The 19,809-nt window shown below is 71.2% G+C and carries 14 protein-coding genes and 1 pseudogene; 6 read left to right on the top strand and 9 right to left on the bottom strand.

The genetic code is table 11. The features are described from left to right. Positions 1–207 precede the first annotated feature (207 nt). Positions 208–2,793 carry a bifunctional FO biosynthesis protein CofGH gene (locus tag ACIP94_RS18275; protein WP_402426175.1) on the top strand — a complete coding sequence of 862 codons (2,586 nt, stop codon included), beginning with the start codon at positions 208–210 and terminating at the stop codon, positions 2,791–2,793. A 99-nt stretch (positions 2,794–2,892) separates the two neighbouring features. On the opposite strand, the gene ACIP94_RS18270 is transcribed toward ACIP94_RS18275, so the two are convergent. Continuing rightward, on the bottom strand, positions 2,893–3,402 hold the full coding sequence (locus ACIP94_RS18270; protein ID WP_402426173.1) for a DUF2165 domain-containing protein: 510 nt from the start codon (positions 3,400–3,402) through the stop codon (positions 2,893–2,895). Between the two features lie 160 nt (positions 3,403–3,562). Here ACIP94_RS18270 and ACIP94_RS18265 point away from each other — a divergent pair, with 160 nt between their 5' ends. Then, entirely contained in the window at positions 3,563–4,678 is a 1,116-nt protein-coding gene (locus tag ACIP94_RS18265; RefSeq protein WP_402426171.1) for an ADP-ribosylglycohydrolase family protein, read from the top strand. A gap of 13 nt (positions 4,679–4,691) precedes the next feature. Here ACIP94_RS18265 and ACIP94_RS18260 read toward each other — a convergent pair whose 3' ends face one another. Both ACIP94_RS18260 and ACIP94_RS18255 read right to left on the bottom strand, forming a co-directional pair. Next, positions 4,692–6,326 (bottom strand): sodium:solute symporter family protein, encoded by a 1,635-nt coding sequence (locus ACIP94_RS18260; protein WP_402426169.1) that lies wholly within the window; start codon positions 6,324–6,326, stop codon positions 4,692–4,694. A gap of 404 nt (positions 6,327–6,730) precedes the next feature. Further along, the gene (locus ACIP94_RS18255) at positions 6,731–7,516 is read right to left on the bottom strand and encodes an SDR family oxidoreductase (protein ID WP_402426167.1); all 786 of its coding nucleotides are present in this window, start codon (positions 7,514–7,516) and stop codon (positions 6,731–6,733) included. Positions 7,517–7,609: 93 nt separating this feature from the next. On the opposite strand from ACIP94_RS18255, the gene ACIP94_RS18250 reads away from it, so the two are divergent. Then, on the top strand, positions 7,610–8,449 hold the full coding sequence (locus ACIP94_RS18250) for a hypothetical protein (RefSeq protein ID WP_402426165.1): 840 nt from the start codon (positions 7,610–7,612) through the stop codon (positions 8,447–8,449). Positions 8,450–8,566: 117 nt separating this feature from the next. Here ACIP94_RS18250 and ACIP94_RS18245 read toward each other — a convergent pair whose 3' ends face one another. From ACIP94_RS18245 to ACIP94_RS18235, 3 genes are all read right to left on the bottom strand, one after another. After that, on the bottom strand, positions 8,567–8,755 hold the full coding sequence (locus ACIP94_RS18245; RefSeq protein WP_402426163.1) for a DUF397 domain-containing protein: 189 nt from the start codon (positions 8,753–8,755) through the stop codon (positions 8,567–8,569). Positions 8,756–9,019: 264 nt separating this feature from the next. Then, positions 9,020–9,883 (bottom strand): helix-turn-helix domain-containing protein, encoded by an 864-nt coding sequence (locus ACIP94_RS18240; RefSeq protein ID WP_402426161.1) that lies wholly within the window; start codon positions 9,881–9,883, stop codon positions 9,020–9,022. 310 nt (positions 9,884–10,193) lie between these two features. Then, entirely contained in the window at positions 10,194–10,952 is a 759-nt protein-coding gene (locus ACIP94_RS18235) for a GPP34 family phosphoprotein (RefSeq protein ID WP_402426159.1), read from the bottom strand. 228 nt (positions 10,953–11,180) lie between these two features. Between ACIP94_RS18235 and ACIP94_RS18230 the strand changes: the two genes are divergently transcribed. Together ACIP94_RS18230 and ACIP94_RS18225 are read left to right on the top strand one after the other, a co-directional pair. Continuing rightward, on the top strand, positions 11,181–13,934 hold the full coding sequence (locus ACIP94_RS18230; RefSeq protein ID WP_402426157.1) for a D-alanyl-D-alanine carboxypeptidase: 2,754 nt from the start codon (positions 11,181–11,183) through the stop codon (positions 13,932–13,934). A 256-nt stretch (positions 13,935–14,190) separates the two neighbouring features. Then, complete coding sequence (locus ACIP94_RS18225) at positions 14,191–16,110, top strand: MFS transporter (protein WP_402426155.1); 1,920 nt, start codon at positions 14,191–14,193, stop codon at positions 16,108–16,110. 165 nt (positions 16,111–16,275) lie between these two features. Here the strand turns inward: ACIP94_RS18225 and ACIP94_RS18220 are convergent. The 3 genes and pseudogenes from ACIP94_RS18220 to ACIP94_RS18210 form a co-directional block, all read right to left on the bottom strand. Next, positions 16,276–16,521 (bottom strand): annotated as a pseudogene (locus tag ACIP94_RS18220) (MerR family transcriptional regulator); the annotation flags it as partial. Between the two features lie 169 nt (positions 16,522–16,690). After that, a complete protein-coding gene (locus tag ACIP94_RS18215) occupies positions 16,691–17,200 on the bottom strand; it encodes a glutathione peroxidase (protein WP_402426153.1) in 510 nt (169 codons plus the stop codon). Between the two features lie 35 nt (positions 17,201–17,235). After that, entirely contained in the window at positions 17,236–18,201 is a 966-nt protein-coding gene (locus tag ACIP94_RS18210) for an ArsR/SmtB family transcription factor (protein WP_402426151.1), read from the bottom strand. 100 nt (positions 18,202–18,301) lie between these two features. Between ACIP94_RS18210 and ACIP94_RS18205 the strand changes: the two genes are divergently transcribed. Beyond that, complete coding sequence (locus ACIP94_RS18205; RefSeq protein ID WP_402426149.1) at positions 18,302–19,585, top strand: MFS transporter; 1,284 nt, start codon at positions 18,302–18,304, stop codon at positions 19,583–19,585. Positions 19,586–19,809: the final 224 nt, after the last annotated feature.

Raw genomic sequence — 19,809 nt, 5'->3', positions numbered from 1 at the left:
GTCTCGGATGACAGGGGGTGGGCAGGGACCGCATCCGACACTGTCGCCTCCGGCCGTGAACTCCGGCGCACAGGAAGCCGATGACCCGCCGCGTGTCGGCGGAACAACGGGTGCCCGCTCCGGCCGCCGCCGTCCGGCGCCGACCGGCCACCGTACCGATCCACGCCGGCCCCTCCGGGCTGATCACGGCAAACGTATGCTCGGAGGATGACGACTTCCGCGACCTCCGGAACCGGCCCCACCGAGAACTCCATGCGTCGCGCCCTCAAACGTGCCCGTGAGGGTGTCGCACTCGATGTCACCGAGGCCGCGGTGCTCCTCCAGGCCCGCGGCGCCGACCTGGACGACCTCGCCGCGTCCGCCGCCCGGGTGCGGGACGCGGGCCTCGCGGCGGCGGGCCGGCCCGGTGTCATCACCTACTCGAAGAGCGTCTTCATCCCGCTGACGCGCCTGTGCCGGGACAAGTGCCACTACTGCACCTTCGTCACGGTACCGGGCAAGCTGCGCCGGGCCGGGCACGGGATGTTCATGTCCCCGGACGAGGTCCTCGACATCGCCCGCAAGGGCGCGGCCCTGGGCTGCAAGGAGGCCCTGATCACCCTCGGCGACAAGCCGGAGGACCGCTGGCCCGAGGCCCGCGAGTGGCTGGACGCCCACGGCTACGACGACACGATCGCCTACGTACGGGCCGTCTCGATCCGGATCCTGGAGGAGACGGGCCTGCTGCCCCACCTCAACCCGGGCGTCATGTCGTGGACGGACTTCCAGCGGCTGAAGCCGGTGGCGCCGTCGATGGGGATGATGCTGGAGACGACGGCACGGCGGCTGTGGTCGGAGCCGGGCGGCCCCCACCACGGCTCCCCGGACAAGGAACCCGCGGTGCGGCTGCGGGTCCTCGAGGACGCGGGCCGCTCCTCGGTGCCCTTCACCTCCGGGATCCTGGTCGGGATCGGCGAGAGCTACGAGGAGCGCGCCGAGTCGCTGTTCGCGCTGCGGAAGGTGGCCCGGGCGTATCACGGCGTCCAGGAGCTGATCATCCAGAACTTCCGCGCCAAGCCGGACACGGCGATGCGCGGCATGCCGGACGCGGAACTGGACGAACTGGTCGCCACGGTGGCGGTGGCCCGGCACATCATGGGCCCGAGCGCCTGTCTCCAGGCACCGCCGAACCTGGTGGACGGCGAGTACGAGCGGCTCATCGGCGCCGGCATCGACGACTGGGGCGGGGTGTCCCCGCTGACCATCGACCATGTGAACCCGGAGCGGCCGTGGCCGCAGATCGAGCGGTTGCGGGAGCGATCCGCGACGGCCGGCTTCGAGCTGCGCGAACGCCTGTGTGTCTACCCGGAGTTCGTGCGGCGCGGGGAGCCGTGGCTGGATCCGCGGCTGCGGCCGCATGTGGACGCCCTCGCCGACCCCGAGACGGGTCTGGCCCGGGCGGACGCGGTGGTCGAGGGGCACCCGTGGCAGGAGCCGGAGGAGGCGTTCACCTCCGCCGGGCGCACCGACCTGCACCGCACGATCGACACCGACGGCCGTACGGGCGACCGCCGGGACGACTTCGACGACGTGTACGGCGACTGGGACGCGCTGCGGGAGGCGGCCGTGCCCGGCATGGCACCGGAGCGCATCGACGCGGACGTACGGGCGGCCCTGCGCACGGCGGCGGACGACCCCACGCGCCTGACGGACGCCGAGGCGCTGGCCCTGCTGCACGCGGACGGCCCCGCGCTGGACGCGCTGTGCCGGATCGCGGACGATGTGCGCACGTCGGCGGTGGGTGACGATGTCACCTACATCGTCACCCGGAACATCAACTTCACGAACGTCTGCTACACCGGCTGCCGCTTCTGTGCGTTCGCCCAGCGCCGCACGGACGCCGACGCCTACACCCTGTCGCTGGAGCAGGTCGCCGACCGGGCCCAGCAGGCGTGGGACGTGGGCGCGGTGGAGGTGTGCATGCAGGGCGGCATCCATCCCGACCTGCCCGGAACGGCGTACTTCGACATCGCGAAGGCGGTGAAGTCCCGGGTGCCCGGCATGCATGTGCACGCCTTCTCGCCCATGGAGGTGGTGAACGGCGCCACCCGCACCGGACTCTCGATCCGCGAGTGGCTGACGGCGGCGAAGGAGGCGGGGCTCGACACGATCCCCGGCACGGCGGCGGAGATCCTGGACGACGAGGTCCGCTGGGTGCTCACCAAGGGCAAGCTGCCCACGGCGACATGGATCGAGGTCGTCACGGCGGCCCATGAGCTGGGCATCCGGTCCTCCTCGACGATGATGTACGGCCATGTGGACCAGCCCCGCCACTGGCTCGGCCACTTCCGCACCCTCTCCCGCATCCAGCAGCGGACGGGTGGTTTCACCGAGTTCGTCACCCTCCCCTTCATCCACACCAACGCCCCCGTCTATCTGGCGGGCATCGCCCGCCCCGGCCCGACCCTGCGGGACAACCGCGCGGTGACGGCGATGGCGAGGCTGCTGCTCCATCCCCATATCCCCAACATCCAGACGAGCTGGGTGAAACTGGGCACGGAGGGCGCGGCGGAGATGCTCCGCTCCGGTGCCAACGACCTGGGCGGCACCCTGATGGAGGAGACCATCTCCCGTATGGCGGGCTCGTCGTACGGGTCGTACAAGTCGGTCCGGGAACTGGTCGCGGTGGCCGAGGCGGCGGGCCGTCCGGCGAAGCCTCGCACCACGCTCTACGGCGAGGTCCCGCAGGAACGGCGGCGCGCGGCGGAGGCCTCGGACGGCCATCTGCCGGAGCTGTTGCCGGTGCTGGAATAAGGGGCCGCGCCCGGTCCGGTCACCTCGCCGCACGGCTCCTCACCGCACGCCTCCTCGCCGCCCGGCAAGGAGCCGTGCGAAGAAAGTGGCCCGGACGGATCAGCCCTCCTGCGGGTCCGCTCCCGGCAGGTTGGTCACCAGCAGGACCACGCCGGTCAGGACGATGACGCGGGTGGCCGCGTCCAGACCGTTCCATGTCTTGGACTGCCACATCGCGAACCACTCCCCGCCTATCGCGATGAAGCCCGCGCCGAACAGCAGCAGAAGCATCGACAGGCCGATGGTGGACAGCCGCCGGGCGCTCGGATGGCGCCGGGCCCACAGCCAGGTCGCGGCGGTCAGGACCAGCGCCGCGAGCGTCTCCCAGGCGATGATCGCCACGTAGGCGGAGTCCTGGAGCGCATGGGAGGTGATCGAACGCCACATCAGGTCGTGGTCCTGGAACGTGGTGTCCATCGCGAGGACATGGCGGACGAACTGCTGGTTGGTCCCGAAGTCGGTGATGTTCCCGAACGCGACGAGCGCGATGTACAGGGCGACGGTGCCGACGAGGAGGGTGGCGGCCACGCGAAGGGCGGGCAGGGCGTGGGGGGTTCTGGTTTCGGCCATGGTCCCACTATGGAGAGGGCTTCCGGCCGACTCCTAGATCATTTTCGGGCGCGCGCCGAAGTGTGGTGTGCATGACGCTCGGGCGCCCCCGACCGATCGTCTCCGTTCGATTACAGTGCTGCGCGTCGGACGTGCGGGCGGTGCCATGAGGAGGCATGGGGTGGGCGCAACATCCGGTGCCGTCTGGGGCCGCACCGAGCAGCAGGACTTCCGCAGCCGGGTGCGCGGCACACTGCTCGGCGCGGCCGCCGGCGACGCGCTGGGCGCCCCGGTCGACGGGCTGTCCCTGGAGCAGATCCAGGAGGCGCACGGGTTCGAGGGGCTCGTCGACCTCGCTCCCGGCCACGGCGGGCGCGGCGCGATCACCCAGCTCACCCAGCTCACCCTGTTCTCCGTCGACGGGATCATCCGCGCCCAGGTCCGCCGGGACACCGGCGCCTGGCATCCGCCGACCGATCTGCACCGGGCGTATCTGCGCTGGGCGGCCACCCAGCACGACTGGGGGCCCGACGAGCGCCGCAAGGAGGACGGCTGGCTGGCCCGCGAGGAGTGGCTGTACGCCCGCCGCTCCCCGTCCCGGGCCTGTCTGCTCGGGCTCGGCGACGGCACCATGGGCACGCTGGACGCGCCCAAGAACCCCGGCGAGCTGGGCCCCGAGGCGGCGGTCCGCTCCGCGCCCTTCGGGCTGCTCGTCGGCTGGGACCCGCAACTGGTGCTGCAACTCACGATCGAGTGCGCGGCACAGACGCACGGGCACCCCACCGCGTACCTCGCCGCGGGCGCGTACGGCGTGATCGTGCACGCGCTGGCCCGCGGGGAGATCCTGGACGCGGCCGTACAGCGGGCCCTCGCACTGCTGGCCCCCCGGCCGGGGCACCAGCCGGTCGCGGAAGCGCTGCAACGCGCGCTGGGCGCCGTGCGCCAGGGGATGCCCACGGCCGCCCGGGTCGAGGAACTGGCCGACGGCGCTACGGCGGAGGGGGCGCTGGCGGTCGCCGTGTACTGCGCGCTCGTGGGCGAGGACGTACGGCACGCGCTGTGCCTCGCGGTGAACCACGGCGGGCCCTCGGCGGCCGCGGGGGCGCTGACGGGCGGGCTGCTCGGGGCGCTGCACGGCGAGACGGCCCTCCCGCCGGCCTGGCTGGCCGAACTGGAGGGCCGTCCCACGATGCTGGTGCTGGCGGACGACTTCGCCATGGAGATGACGCAGGGCCCCGCGCTGCACGGGCCGAGCGGGTCGTCTCCGGGGTGGCTGGAGCGGTATCCGCGGGCATAGGGGGTTCCCCGGACTACACGCCCGAAGGGCTCGTCGTGGTGCCGCTCGCACCGGTCGTGCCCGTCGTGCCCGTCGTACCGGTCGTGCCCGTCGTACCGGTCGTGCCCGTCGTACCGGTCGTGTCCGGGGCCGGAAGGGTCACCGTCGTCCCGTCGTCGTCCGTGTTGAGCGTCTCGACGATCGCGACCCGCTCCGGTGTGTCCTCCGGCTTGACCAGGCCGATCAGGATGTACAGCACCAGGGAGATCACCATGGGCAGCGCCACCTGGTACTCCAGCTTCACATCCGTGTGCTGGGAGAAGTCCAGGTGGTAGTTGACGAAGAAGAACGCCAGCAGACCGGCCGCCCAGCTGCCGAGCGCCGCCGTCGGGCCCGAGCGGCGGAACGGGCGCAGCAGGCCCAGGATGAACGGGATCGCGATCGGGCCCATCAGACCGGCCACCCACTTGATGACCACCGTGATGATGTCCTTGAAGGTGGGGGAGTCGACCTGGGTCGCGACCGCCATCGACAGGCCCAGGAAGGCGACTGTGGTGACCCGGCCCGCGATCAGGCCGGCCCGGGCGTTCCACGCCCGGGCCGCCCTCGAGAACACCGGCGCCACGTCCCGGGTGAACACGGCCGCGATCGCGTTCGCGTCCGAGGAGCACATGGCCATCGTGTGCGAGAAGAAGCCGACGACCACCAGGCCCAGCAGCCCGTGTGGCAGCAGTTGTTCGGTCATCAGGCCGTACGCGTCCGAGCCGTCCGGCTTCTTCGCCGTGACCAGCAGCGGGGACAGCCACATCGGGATGAAGAGGATGACCGGCCAGACGAACCACAGGCCCGCCGACAGCAGGGCGGAGCGCGTCGCCTGCCGGGGGCTGCCCGTGGCCATGTAGCGCTGGGCCTGGTTCCACATGCCGCCGTTGTACTCGAAGAGCTTGATGAACAGATACGCGATGAAGAAGACCGTCAGGTACGGGCCCGCGAACCCGTCCCCGTGACCGGCCAGCTTCGGCGAGTCCAGCGCCTTGGACAGACCGCCGTGGTCGGAGATCTTGTGCAGCGCGATGACCAGCATGGCCAGACCCGCCAGCAACTGGATGACGAACTGGCCCAGTTCGGTCAGCGCGTCCGCCCACAGGCCGCCGATCGTGCAGTACACGGCCGTGATGCCGCCGGTGATGAGGATGCCCTGGGTGAGGGTGACCCCGGTGAAGACGCTGAGCAGGGTGGCGATCGCCGCCCACTTCGCGCCCACGTCGACGATCTTCAGCAGGATCCCGGACCAGGCCAGCGCCTGCTGGGTGGGCACGTTGTAGCGGTCCTTCAGGTACTCCAGCGGCGAGGCCACGTGCAGCCGTGAACGCAGCCGGTTCAGCCGTGGCGCGAACAGCTTCGCGCCCATCAGCACGCCGATGGCGATGGGCAGGGCCCAGGTGACGTAGGACGTGACGCCGTAGGTGTAGGCGATGCCGGCGTAGCCCGTGAACATCACCGCGCTGTAGCCCGACATGTGGTGCGAGATGCCCGACAGCCACCAGGGCATCCTGCCGCCCGCGGTGAAGAAGTCGCTGACGTTGTCGACGCGTTTGTGGGACCAGACGCCGATCGCGGTCATCACGCCGAAGTACGCGACCAGGACGGCCCAGTCGAGACCGTTCATGTGCCCCCTCCAGGGGTCCGCCTTGTGAACCTGCAGATACCGGACGGCACTTCGCCAGTACGCACACTCGGGCGGTGCCCCCGTGCGGGAGTGGGGACTTCGGGGATTGAACCGCCGGTCAGACGGCCGGTCAAGGCCTTTCTCGGTCATGCATATGAACACAGGTCAGTAAGGCGAACGATTTTACGTCGTCTTGACTCGTACGCCGGTTGTCGCGCTCGTGACATGGGCCACACCATGAGCGGGCACTTCGCCAGTCGGGAGACATCCGGTGGATCGGGTGGCTCAGGCGCGACGGACAGGCCGCACGGGATGCGGGTCCCGTACGGCCAGGAGGGGAGGCGTGGGGCATTCGGTTACATCACGCCGACTCGGGGCGCCGCCGCTGTGACGGATCGTGGTGGTCAGCGCATCAGTTCCCCGGCGTTCACGAGCAGGGACTGGCCCGTGATCGCCCGCGCCCGGTCGGAGGCCAGGAAGACCGCCGCGTCCGCCACGTCACCGTCGGTGGCCGGTTCCGGCAGGGCCATCCGGTCCGTCAGACGCCGTGTCACCTCCGCCTCCGGTATGCCCTCGGTGTGCGCGGTGAACCGCACATAGGCCTGGACGGGTGGGCCCCACATCCAGCCGGGCAGCACGGCGTTGACCCGGATGCGATCCGGGCCGAGCTCCCGGGCCAGGGAGTACATGGCGCTGGTGAGGGCCCCCTTCGACGCCGCGTAGGCCGTCTGGCGCACTTGGGACGGCGCGGCCACCGAGGACTGGGTGCCGATGAAGACCACCGAGCCGCCGCCGTTCCTGAGCGCCGGCAGACAGGCCCGCGTCATCCGCAGGGTGCCCATCAGGTTCACATCGATGACCGAGTGCCAGGTGGCGAAATCCGCGTCCTGAAGCCCGCCGAAGTGGCTGTCCCACGCGGCGACATGGACCACCGCGTCGATCGCCCCGAACCGTTCCAGCGCCAGCGCCGCGAGCGCCTCGCACTGCGCCTCGTCGGTGATGTCGGTCGCCCGGTACGCCGTGTGTGCCCCGTCCGGATCGAGTGCGGCGGCCGACTTGGCGAGGTTCTCCTTCGTACGGGCGCCGAGCACCGCGGCGCCGCCGTCCCGCACCACGGCCGCCGCGACCTGGTGGCCGAGCCCGGGGCCGACGCCCGACACCACGACGGTCTTGCCCTGGAGCAGTGACATCGGCCCCTCCCGGATATGGCGGTTTTCCTGACGGAGCGTCAGAGTAAGGACGACCGGCGGAGGAGGGAAGGGGAAGGGGAAGGGGAACGGTGAATGGGTGAGGACACGCGCAGCGCGGTGTACGCGGAACTGGCCGCCGTGGGGCCCTACGGCGTCCACCCGGGCCACGCCCTGATCACGATGGTGGAACCGCACCCGGGGCACGAGTACGCGTACAACCGCTGGTACGAGGACGACCACTACTACGCCGGTGCCATGGCCATGCCCTGGATGTTCGCGGGCCGCCGCTGGGTCGCCACCCGGGAGCTGCAACTGCTGCGCCGTCCCGAGAAGTCGGCGGTGGCGCAGCCGGTCACGGCGGGCTGCTATCTCTCCACGTACTGGATCACGGACGGCCGCTACGACGACCATATGCGCTGGACGGTCGCCATCAACAAGCGCCTCAACCGCGACGCCCGCGTCTACCGGGACCGCACCCATGTCTTCACGGCCTTCCACGACCACGAGGCCACGGTCTACCGGGACGGCGCGGCGGGCCCCCGGGACGTGCACGCGCTGGACCACCCGTACGCGGGCCTGGTCCTGGAGGTCGTCGACACGGACGGCCCGGAGCAGCGCGCCGAACTGCTCGAGTGGCTGCGGGGCCGTCACCTGCCCGGCCGCCTCAAGGGCTCCCCGGCCGCCATGGTCACCCTTTTCCGCCCGACCCCGCTGCCCGGCGACCGTATGTCCTATGTGAAGCAGGTGGAGGGGGTGGACACGCGTCTTACCCTGCTGTGGTTCCTGGAGAAGGACCCGAGGCGGTGCTGGGAGGCACACTTCACGGGGCTGGACGGGGCGGTGGCGGAGGCGGGCCTGGGGAGGGTGGAACTGGTGGCGCCGTTCGTTCCCACGGTTCCGGGGACCGACCGGTATGTGGGCGACCTCCGCTGAACCGTGCGGCGGCTCCCGCGCACTCGCCCGACGACACGGACGTGCCCCCTCGGCCGGGACGGCGGACCAGTCGAGAGGGCTCTGTCGTTGCTGAGTGTGGAAGTGTGGCGGTCGGTGCTACTTGATCGACGTCACGAAGGCGTTCCAGGCGTCGGCCGGGAAAGCCAGGACGGGCCCTGCGGGAACCTTGGAGTCGCGTACGGCGAGCGCCGCCACGATGGGAGATTTGACCTCGACGCAGGCGCCGTTGCCCGTCGAATACGACGACTTGGTCCACGTTTCCGTGGCCCCCTGAAGAACGGCCATGTTCACTCCGTAGCGAGTTGCTGAGTTGCTGACTTGCGGTCGTGCTGTCGTGCTTTCATCGGGTTGCGCGCCCTGTCGGTGCGCGCGGCCCGAATCGCGCCACCCTGTTTGGCTGATGGCGTGATCGAAGCTACTCGGCAACATCCCCGCCCGGAGGGACCATTCACTCGACCGGATGGCATGTTCCGGTGGAGCCTTCTGCTTGAAGGTTTCACCGGTGTATGATCCGCCGCCCGCTCGTATGGAGGCCCGGGACGGGGCTCATCACGTGGAATCCGCATACCTCTTGGCCGCATCCGCGATGAACTCGCGGGACTTCTCCACGCTCAGCGCCTGCGCCCGCAGATGTTCGTACATCACGGCGTACTTCTGCACGTCGTTGGCCTTTTCCAGATACAGGTCACTGGTGACCCCCTCCAGGTACACGACGCTGGAGTCGGCCGCGTCGGAGAACTCCAGGATCGCGTACTGCCCATTCAGGCCGGGATGCGCGCCCGCCTCGAACGGCAGCACCTGGACGGTCACGTGCGGAAGGTGGGACAGCTCGCCGAGGTGCTCCAACTGCTCCCGCATCACATGGTTGTTGCCGACGACCCGGCGCAGCGCTGCCTCGTCCAGCACCACCCACAGACGCAGCGGGTTGTTCTCGGCGGCGATGCGCTCCTGGCGTCGCATCCGCACCTGCACACGCTTTTCGATGTCCGTGGCCGACGTCTCGGGCAGAGCGCCCTGGATGAGGGCCTCGGCGTAGGAGCGAGTCTGCAGCAGACCGGTGATGACCTGGGGCTCGTAGACCCGCAGCGACTCCGCGTCCGTCTCCAGCCCGATGTATACGCTGTAGGGGATGTCCCCGAACGCGTGCCACCAGCCTTGCTGCCGCGAATCGCGGGCCATCTCCATCAGCGAGTCGACGACGCGCTGGTCCTCGACCTCGTACACGCCGCACAGGTCGCGTACGTCGCGCTGGCTGATGCTGCGGCGGCCGTTCTCCAGTCGGCTGATCTTCGACTGGGAGACGAGCAGCCGCTCGGCGACCTCCTCGGCGGTCATGCCCTTGAGTTCACGGAGCCGGCGCAGCTCCTGCCCCAGGCGGCGCCGCCGGACGGTGGGATTGACATTCGACGCCACGGACGTGCACCTCCGGCTACTGCCTCTACTTTGTGTATCTGCTGCTGAGCAGATTGCCACCAAGGTGCTTACTACCGCTGGGAAACAGCGGATATGCGCCGCACGCGCGCGACTTGGGCTCTTCTTGCATATGAGCCGGCCGTGGTGGCCGGATGCGTGTGCCGTGCGGTCCGTGCGCGCGTCGGCATGCGGCCGCGCGGGGCGGCGAGACCGGGCCGTCCTGTGGACGTACGGTCTTGTCGCCCCGCGCGTGCCGGCGGCTCCCGAACGGGTCTCGGGACGGCGGTGCCCCGGGTCGTGGGGCGGCGGCTCAGTGGGCCACGACGCGGGCCATGGATCCGCGGCGCGGCTGCATCGGGACACCACGAGCGGGTTCCGGCCCGGGCCTGGCCGCGGCGGCCTGGCGGCCGGCCGGGGCCGGGGCCGGGGCGCGGCGTGGCTGCGCGGCGGCCCCGTTCTGGACGTCCATCACGGCGTGCGCCACGAGGCCGCCCATGGGGTCGTGCCTGATCAGATCCCGCAGCCGGGAACGGGACGAGCGTCCCTCGTTGCCCGGATACAGGTGCTTGCCGAGACCGACCGCGTGGGCCAGCGCGGCGAGCGCCGCGGTCCGCGGGTCCGGCGGAACGCCGGTGCGGATCGCGGAATCCAGCCGGGCCCTGATCTCCCGGCTGATCGCCGTGTCCGTCGCCTGGTAGCGCGTCGTCGGCAACACCCCGCACATCTGGCCCGGTACGGCCTGGACCATGCCGCACCGCTCCAGATGTGACAGGTAGGTCTGGCGCAGCCCGAGACGTGGCCCGCCGATCCAGTGGACGGCCCGTACCGGAGCGCCGCGCCTGCGCAGCAACTCCAACGCACAGTCCAGAGTCGGATCTCCAGTCGGCCGTGGTACCACCACGGCGATACGATCCCCATCCGGGGCTATCCGTCCGGCCAGCGCCAGCTCCACTAGCTGTGCTCCGGCCAGACCCAGGTCGAGCGACTGCGGCTGTGCAGTGGTACCCGTCGTCGGGTCCAGTGCCAGCAGCAGAAGCTCCTCCGGAATTGTTCTGCGGCTCCTGCCCATCCATGCCTCCCCGCGTGGATGAATGACAGGGTGACCCCTCTCACATTGGTCTGTCGAGGGTGCGTGACCGGAATGTAGTGGAACCGGTAGGTATGTCGTTCTCGTCTAGCGCAGGGGTCAATCCCTCACACAGGACACTGGTACATGGTTCGGGCAGCGATGTCCGGGCGGCGGTTCACGGTTCGGCAAGGCGCGCGAGCGGGTGCGTGGCGCAAGGAGGAGGCATCGGTGGCGGGCGAGTCCCCCGACAGGTCGAGGCAGCACGAGTCGTCGGCGGAAGCGACGTCGGGGAACGGGGCTCCGGTTCCGGGGCCGGCGGCGGGCGACGGCGACCCCCGGCTGGCGATGGCCGGCAAGAAGGCGAGGGTCGACCAGGCGACGACGGTCTTGTCCACGCGTGAGTTGCGGGACTCCACCGGCACGGCGGCGGACGAGACCGCTCCGGGCGCCGAGGAGTCCGCCACGGCCGCCACGGCCGCCAAGGGCGGTGCCCGGCAGGAGGCTTCGCTGGCGTCCTGGGTGCGGAGCGCGGACGAGGCCGAGACGGAGGCCAGGGCCGAGGTCGAGGCTGAGGGTGAGGACGCGTCGGAGGGCGAGGACGCGTCGGAGGCGGAGACCGGGGCCGAGGGTGCCGGGGCCGAGGTCCAGGCTGAGGGTGAGGACGCGTCGGAGGGCGAGGACGCGTCGGAGGCGGAGACCGGGGCCGAGGGTGCCGGGGCCAAGTCGGAGGCGGAGGAGGACCGTTCCGGCGACGAGGGCTCCGGGAATTCGGCGTCCGACGACGCCGTGTCCGGCGATTCGGAGTCCGGTGGCGCTGGGTCCGGTGACGCGGTGGGCGCGGGTGCCGGGGAGGCCGCGGGCTCGTCGGATGAGGAGTCCGAGGGAGAGGTCGAGGGAGAGGTCGGGGGCCTCTCGGAGGGGAAGCCGAAGGGGGCCGCAGGCGCCTCCGAGGGCGCGCCTGCGAGCACGGCGAACCCCGGGGAGGAGGTGGCGTCTGACGAGCCCTCTGGCGGGGATGCAGAGGCTGCGGCGTCCGCCGATGCCGATGCCGATGCGGATACGGACGCTGAGGGCTCCGACGGTGGCGCGGACGCCCCTGAGACCAAGCCGGCCGTGGACCAGCCCACCGCCGTCTTCAAGACCCCGCGCCGGCCCGCCGTGGACCAGCCCACGACCATGCTCAAGCTCGGCGGTGGCACCAAGTCGTCATCCGATTCATCCGAGAATTCCGATAAGTCCGGCAAGTCCGGCGGCTTCGGTGACTCCACGGACGAGCCCGCCGTCGACCAGCCGACGACCATGCTCAAGCTCGGCGGCGCCAAGTCGCCCACGCCGTCCAAGGCGTCGGACTCGTCCGAAAAGTCCGGTACAGACAGAAAGTCCGCGCCCTCCTGGGTGGCCAAGCCGTCCGCGCCGACGTCCGCCGAGCCCGGGTCCGCCTCCGAGTCCAAGTCCGAGTCCGAGGCCGACCCCGGGTCCAAGCCTGAGACCGACTCCGAGCGGACCAGCAAGTTCATAGCGCTGAAGCCGCTCGACGAGCCCAGGTCCACGCAGTCGAAGACCGCGCCACCGAAGACCGAGCAGTCCAAGGCGGCCACGCAGCCCAAGCCCGCGCAGTCCGCGCCCGCCGACGCGACCGCCGCGCTGCCCCGGGTCGGTCCCGAGCGCACCGCCCAGCAGCCGCTGCCGCCGAAGCCCCCGCTGGACCTGCTCGCCGAGCTGACGAACACTCCGCCGCCGCCGGAGACCCCGGTGCGCACCGTTCTGCGGCGGATCAAGATCTGGACCCCGCTCGTCGTGCTGCTCGTGATCATCTTTGCGATCGTGCAGGCGGTCCGTCCGCTGCCGACCCCGACCCTCGGGCTGTCCGCCGACGACACGTACACGTTCGGCGGCGGCAGGCTCGCCCTGCCCTGGCCGGGGCAGGGGCAGTCGGCGATCGAGGTCGAGGGCGTCGGCATGGTCGGCACCGAGGGCAGGCAGACCCCGCAGCCGATCGCGAGCGTCACCAAGATCATGACGGCGTATGTCACCCTCCAGGAGCACCCGCTCAAGGGGAACGACGGCGGCCCGAAGATCACCGTGGACCAGCAGGCCGAGGACGAGTCCAAGAACCAGGACGAGTCGACGGCGGCCATGAAGAAGGGCCAGGTGTTCAACGAGCGTCAGATGCTCCAGATGCTGATGATCCCGTCCGGGAACAACGCGGCGCGGCTGCTCGCCCGCTGGGACTCGGACAACAAGACCTTCGTCGGCAAGATGAACGCCGCCGCGAAGGGGCTGGGCATGACGAACACCACGTACACGGACCCGAGCGGCCTGGAGAAGTCGACGGTGAGCACCGCCGTCGACCAGCTGAAGCTGGCGAGGAAGGTCATGCAGAACCCGGTGTTCCGCGGCATCGTCGGCATGGCCAAGGCGGATATCCCCGGCCTTAGCGGGACGATCTACAACAACAACGACCTGCTGGTGAAGCAGGCCGGCGTGATCGGTCTGAAGACGGGCTCGTCGACCCCGGCCGGCGGCAACCTGGTGTGGGCGGCCACGAAGGTCGTCGACGGCAAGACGCAGACGATCTACGGCGCGGTCCTCAACCAGGACGCCCACACCGGCCGCGTCTGGGACAGCCTCCAGCTCGCGCTCACCAACAGTCAGAAGCTGATCGACAAGGTCCAGCAGAGCCTGACCACCGCGACCGTGGTGAAGAAGGGTGACGTCGTCGGGTACGTGGATGACCGGATGGGCGGCCGGACGCCGGTGGTCGCCACCCGGAACATGACGGCCATCGGCTGGCCGGGTCTGCGGACCAAGCTCTCCATCGGGGGCGACGGCAGGGCGATCCCGCACGAGGCGAAGGCCGGCACGGTCGTCGGCAGGCTGACGGTCGGCGACGGTTCCAGCCATGCCGTGACGATTCCGGTCGCCCTTCAGAAGGACCTCGGCGAGCCGGGCTACGGCGCGAAGTTCACCCGACTGGGCTGACCCGCCCTCCCGCCTCTCCGGCAGGTACGACACGGCGCACCCCGTCGGCGGCCCCCACCCGGGAGCCCGCCGGCGGGGTGCGTGCTAGCGTCGCGAGGCCGGGGCAGGCCGCGAGCCGCAAAGCCTGGCCCGGGGCGGACCTCCGAGAGAACCCCCACGGAACGGTGGCGGAACCCTTGCGGATGTCCGGGCGCGGGGCGGGAACGGAACCGGATACGGGGCGAGAACAGAAACGGGACACGGGGAGTGCCTTCAGGTGGCCACAGCGGAGCGGACACACGCCGACGACGCCGATCGGGGCCGTCAGCCGGCCGGGACCACGGGCCCGCGAATACCATCGGCCGAACCCGCCGCTGACGCGACCATGCATCCGGACACACCCTCACCCTCCGCGGACGATCCCGCCGCCCGGCCCGAGAGCACCGCTCCCCGGCCACGCACCCCGCTCACCCGTCTTCGGTCCTCGCGCGGCGCGGACCTGGCCCGCAGGCACCCCGTGCTCTCGGTCACGGCCCTCGCCGGACTGCTGCACCTCGTGTGGTTCTTCACTTTCGCGAACAGCGGCGGCGACCTCGCCGCACAGGACGCCTGGGCGGAGTTCGTGGGGCGGCATCCCGACTCGGCGTACAACCTCGCCTGGTACGGCGGTATGCACCCGGTGTCGTACAGCGTGGTGTCGCCGTATCTGATGTCGGTGCTCGGCGTCCGTACGACCATGATGATCGCGGGGACGATCTCGGCGGGCCTGCTGACGCTGGTCCTCATCCGCAGCCGTGCGGTCCGCGAGCCGTGGTGGCCCGCCCTCGCCGGCGTGTTCGCGCTGCTGTGCAACGCCATCTCGGGCCGGGTGACCTTCGGTCTCGGCACGATGTTCGCCTTGGGCGCGACGGCGTGTGTCTTCTGCTGGCCGCACCGCTGGCGCCACAAACGCTGGGCGAAGGCGCTGTGCGCCGCCCCGCTGGCCGCCCTGGCCACGATGGCGTCCCCGGTGGCGGGCCTGTTCGTCGGCCTGGTCGCGGCGGCGCTGTTCCTCCAGAAGCGGCTCCCGGGCGCCTGGGCCCTCGGCCTCGCCCCGACCGCGGTGGTGGCCCTCTCGGCCTGGCTGTTCCCGTTCTCCGGCACGCAGCCGATGACCTGGGCGTCGGTGATCCTGCCGCTCCTCTACTCGGTCGTGATCTTCCTGGTGGTCCCGAAGGACTGGCAGACGGTACGGATCACGGCGGCGGTCTACGGGCTGTCCGTGGTCCTCGTCTGGCTGATCAGCTCCCAGATCGGCTCGAACATCACCCGGCTGGCGATGCTGTTCGCGGGTGTGATGCTGGTCGCGGCGCTGCCGTTCACGGTGCCGCGCAGCCGCAAGTGGTACGTCATCGTCGTCGCCTTCGTCAGCTTCATCACCTGGATCGGCATCAAGACGGTCGACGACATCATCCACACCACCCCGGCGGCATCCTGGGCGCGCGAGCTGGCCCCCCTGGTGAACCAGCTCCAGGTGGTGGGCGCCGAGAAGGGCCGCGTGGAGGTGGTCCCCGCGCGCTCGCACCGGGAGGCGTCGGCACTGGCGCCGTATGTGAACCTGGCCCGCGGCTGGAACCGTCAGGCCGACATGGAGCGCAACCCGGTCTTCTACGACGACACACTCAACTCCGCGAACTACCACGCCTGGCTCCAGCGCTGGGCGGTGCACTACGTGGTCCTGCCGAAGGACGAGCCCGACGGGAACGGTGGCGAACGCGAGCGGCAGCTCGTCCAGCGGGGCATGCCGTATCTGAGGCAGGTCTGGGGCGACGCCAACTGGCAGCTCTTCGCGGTGACCGATCCCGTTCCCCTGGCGGATCCCCCGGCGGTCGTCGACCGCGCCGAGCAGGGCGAGCTGACGATCGAGGTGGAGAAGGCGGGCCGGGTGCTCATCCGGATCCCGTACTCGCCGTGGCTGGGCCTGGTCGACGCGCAGGGCAAGGGGGTCAAGCCCCCGCAGGAGACGGAGGAGTCGAAGCACCGCCCGGACGGCATGCCGAAGACGTACGACAACGTCAACGGCTGTCTGATGGAGACCTCCGAGGACGCGTCGGGCGACAAGTGGACGGAGCTCGTGGCCCCGCGCGCGGGCACCTACCGCCTGGCGGCGCCGTACCAGCTGCCGCGGGGGACCCCGTGCCCGGAGGAACTGCGCTGACGGTGGGCTGCCCGGCCGGGTGATGCGAGCCGCTCGCTGCCTGTCCGGCCGGGGCGCGCGAGCCGCTCGACGCTCGGCCGCCCGCCACCGCGCGGCCCGCGTCACCGTGCGGCCCCCGCCACCGCGCGGCCCCGGCCGGCCTCCGCGCTACGACGGAGCCCCGGCAGCCGCCGCCACCACCTCGGCGATCCGCGCGAGCGGCATGTCGAGGCGGCGCAGCAGGGCCACCATGCGGGCGCGTTCGATCTGATCGTCGCGGTAGTAGCGGTAGCCGGTCGTCTCGTCGACGTACGCGGGCGCCAGCAGGCCCAGCCGGTCGTACAGCCGCAGCGCCTTCGGCGACAGCCGCGATCGGGCGGCGAACACGCCGATGGTGAGCAGATCGTCGGTCACCTCGTCATCCTCCGTCACCGGACGCCTTCCGCCCGGTGACGGGGACGCTCCCGTCTGCCCCAGGGGCAAGGTCAAGCGAGGCCCCCGGCCTCACGAGGAGCAAGCGAGGCCCTCGCCTCACGAGGACCAAAATGAGACCTCCCGCCTCACGAGGACCACGTGAGGACACCGGCCTCGCCCAGGCGGCTCAGGCGAGGGCCTTCTCCACGGCCGCGAGGACCTCGGCCGACTCCGGCTCGGCCTGCGGCGAGAACCGGGCGGCGATCCGGCCGTCCTTCCCGATCAGGAACTTCTCGAAGTTCCAGCGGATGTCGCCGCTGTGTCCCTCGGCGTCCGCGAAGCCGACGAGACGGTCGTACAGCGCGTGCCGCCCCTCGCCGTTCACCTCGATCTTCTCGGTCATAGGGAAGGTCACGCCGTAGGTCGCCGAGCAGAACTCCGCGATCTCCTCGGCGCTGCCGGGCTCCTGCCCGAGGAACTGGTTGCAGGGCACCCCGAGCACGGTGAAGCCCAGCGGCGCATACCGCTCCTGAAGCCGCTCCAGGCCCGCGTACTGCGGCGTCAGCCCGCACTTGGAGGCCACGTTCACCACGAGCACGGCCTTGCCCGCGTACCGGGACAGCCGCGCGGGGCCGCCCTGCAGCGCGTCGATCTCCACGTCGAGGACGGATCCGGCGGTGTTGTCAGTAGTCGTCATGCAGCGGATGCTAACTCCGCCCCGTGACGTCCCCGTCAGCCGCGCTGCGTTGTGACCAGCACCTCACCCGCGGCCGTACGCGAGTACAGCACCGACCTTCCCGCGGGCCGCCGCTCCACCAGCCGCGCGTCCAGCAGCACCCGGAGATGGCGCCCGACCGAGCCGAGCCCCTGCCCCGTCACGGCGACCAACTGGCTGGTGCTCATGGGCGACTCGAGGAGCACGAGGATGCGGGCCCGGGCCGGACCGAGCAGCGCGGCGAGGCTCGTCGGCACCGCCGGATGCGGTCCCCGGGCCAGCACGCCCGCGCACGGGTAGACAAGGGCGTACCGGTCGCGGTCCTCCCAGGTGACCCAGCCGGTCTGCGAGGTGACGGGGACGAACACGAGCTGCGCGCCGGAGATCTCACGGGGCGGATACGCGTGCAGGTTGATCTGGAGCCGGTTCCCGCCGAGCCAGCGCGTCCGGCCCGGCCGCAGGGTGTCCACCGCGGCCGCCCAGCCGTCCCGCCCGAGCCGCGCCGTCCGGGCGACCACATCGGCCTCCAGGACATGGCGCCGCCGCTCCCAGGAGGGCAGTACGGTGCGTGTCCATACGTAGGTCAGCAGCCCGGCGGCCCGTTCGGGAAGGTCGTCGCGGTCCAGAAGGGCCGGGAGGAGGCCGCGCAGGGAGACGGCGAGATGGGCGCGGGCCACGGCCGGTGACACGGCGCGGACCCGGGCCACACCCTCCTCGAAGGTCTCGCCGTCCCTCGGCGCCGGGATGAGGAAGTCCGCGATCCACTCCCTGCCCACACCGCTGCGAACGAGCAGCGCGGTGACGGGATCGGCGGCCAGCAGCCTGCGGTAGCCGGGCAGGTGGGTGTCCAGCCAGGCGCGTTCCCCGGGGTGGGTGGCGGTGCCCGCGTGCAGCACCTTGAGGCTCGCGAAGGCCTCCGCGAGCGGCGAGAGCACGAATCGACTGCGGGCGAGGGTGTCGGCGTTGACGTACCAGAGACCCATGATGCGTACGCCCCCTCGTGCGTGCCGTCGGCCTGCGGTGACCTTTCGCGCGTACGCGAAACATTAACGGCGGCCCCCGGCACCCGCTCAGACTCCGGCCATGCGCAGCTACTCCGATCTCTTCCGCACCCGGGAGTTCACCCCGCTCTTTCTGACCTCCGCTCTCCAGACGGCCGCCTCCACGCTCGGCGGCCTGGCGCTCGGCACGCTCGTGTACCGGGCCACCGACTCGCCCCTGCTCTCCGCGGTGAGCATGTTCGGACCGCAGCTTGCGCAGGTCGTGGGCGCGACCACGCTGCTGTCGGGGGCGGACCGGCTGCCGCCGCGCGCCACGATGACGGGCATCGCCTGCGTGTTCGCGGTGGGTACGGCGGCGATGGCGGTGCCCGGCCTGCCAATGGGCGGGGTCTTCGCGCTGATCCTGTTGCTGGGGCTGGTGCAGTCCCTCGGCGGCGGGGTCCGTTGGGGCCTGCTCAACGACATCCTGTCCCAGGACGGCTATCTGCTGGGCCGCTCGGTCTTCAACATGACGACCGGCCTCCTCCAGATCGGCGGATACGCGACGGGCGGCGTCCTGGTGACCGCCCTGTCGCCGCGTACGACACTGCTGATCGCGTCCGCGCTGTACCTGGCGGCCGCCGGGGCCGCCGGCCTCGGCCTGACCCGCCGCGCCCCGCGTGCCTCCGGGCGTCCGTCGATCGCACAGACCTGGCGCACCAACGCGCTGCTGTGGTCGTCCCCGCCGCGCCGGACGACCTACCTCCTGCTGTGGGTCCCGAACGGACTGGTCGTCGGCTGTGAGTCGTTGTACGTCTCCTACGCACCCGACCGGGCGGGCGAGCTGTTCGCGTGCGCGGCGCTCGGCATGTTCGCCGGGGACCTCACCACGGGCCGTCTGCTTCCGCCCGCCCTGCGCCGTCGTCTGGGGATCCCGTTCCTGCTGCTCCTGGCGACCCCGTACCTGTTCTTCGCGCTGCGCCCCGCGGTGCCCGTGGCGGCGGCCTGCGCGGCCCTCGCCTCGGTGGGCTTCGGCGCGAGTCTCATCCAGCAGGAACGCCTGATGAGCCTGACCCCGCAGGAGCTGAGCGGTCACGCCCTCGGCCTGCACTCGGCGGGCATGCTGACGATGCAGGGTGTGAGCGCGGCCCTGGCGGGGACGCTGGCCCAACTCGGCGCTCCCGGTGTGGCGATGACGCTGATGGCGACGGCGTCACTGCTGGCGACCCTGACCCTGGCGGGGGCGGGGGCGGCGGCCGGTCGACGGCCGTCCGGCGGGATGGCCGGGACGTACGGTTCGGCGACGGCTGCCGGGACGGGCGGGATGGCCGCGGGGTCGCCTCCGAGACCTGTCCGGGACCCCGGTCGGCGCGCCCGACAGGAGTGAGACAGGAGTGAGACAGGAGTGAGACAGGAGTGAGAAAGGACGGAGACGGCCCTCGCGGTGCCGGGCCGGGCGGGCCCGGGACCGCGAGGGGATTCGGCCGGGAGTCAGGCGCCGGTGCCGTGCGTCTCGTTCGTCGGGGCGGGTACCGGCGTCGACAGGCGAGGGTCGAGGGGCCGAGGGCTCTCGACCCCGGCCGAGTGTCCGTCACCTGCCACCTGTCCGGT

It is taken from the genome of Streptomyces sp. NPDC093261, from assembly GCF_044753645.1.
Classification (GTDB): domain Bacteria; phylum Actinomycetota; class Actinomycetes; order Streptomycetales; family Streptomycetaceae; genus Streptomyces.
The sequence above is the reverse complement of the archived record's forward strand: the minus strand, read 5'-3'. Positions and strand labels throughout refer to the sequence as shown.

Excerpts from the sequence above, each read along its gene's own strand:
- ACIP94_RS18255 (WP_402426167.1), bottom strand. The coding sequence starts at position 7,516 with ATGTCACTGCTCCAGGGCAAGACCGTCGTGGTGTCGGGCGTCGGCCCC.
- ACIP94_RS18275 (WP_402426175.1), top strand. The coding sequence starts at position 208 with ATGACGACTTCCGCGACCTCCGGAACCGGCCCCACCGAGAACTCCATG.
- ACIP94_RS18210 (WP_402426151.1), bottom strand. The coding sequence starts at position 18,201 with ATGGGTCTCTGGTACGTCAACGCCGACACCCTCGCCCGCAGTCGATTC.
- ACIP94_RS18205 (WP_402426149.1), top strand. The coding sequence starts at position 18,302 with ATGCGCAGCTACTCCGATCTCTTCCGCACCCGGGAGTTCACCCCGCTC.
- ACIP94_RS18245 (WP_402426163.1), bottom strand. The coding sequence starts at position 8,755 with ATGGCCGTTCTTCAGGGGGCCACGGAAACGTGGACCAAGTCGTCGTAT.
- ACIP94_RS18215 (WP_402426153.1), bottom strand. The coding sequence starts at position 17,200 with ATGACGACTACTGACAACACCGCCGGATCCGTCCTCGACGTGGAGATC.
- ACIP94_RS18270 (WP_402426173.1), bottom strand. The coding sequence starts at position 3,402 with ATGGCCGAAACCAGAACCCCCCACGCCCTGCCCGCCCTTCGCGTGGCC.
- ACIP94_RS18260 (WP_402426169.1), bottom strand. The coding sequence starts at position 6,326 with ATGAACGGTCTCGACTGGGCCGTCCTGGTCGCGTACTTCGGCGTGATG.
- ACIP94_RS18235 (WP_402426159.1), bottom strand. The coding sequence starts at position 10,952 with ATGGGCAGGAGCCGCAGAACAATTCCGGAGGAGCTTCTGCTGCTGGCA.
- ACIP94_RS18250 (WP_402426165.1), top strand. The coding sequence starts at position 7,610 with ATGGGTGAGGACACGCGCAGCGCGGTGTACGCGGAACTGGCCGCCGTG.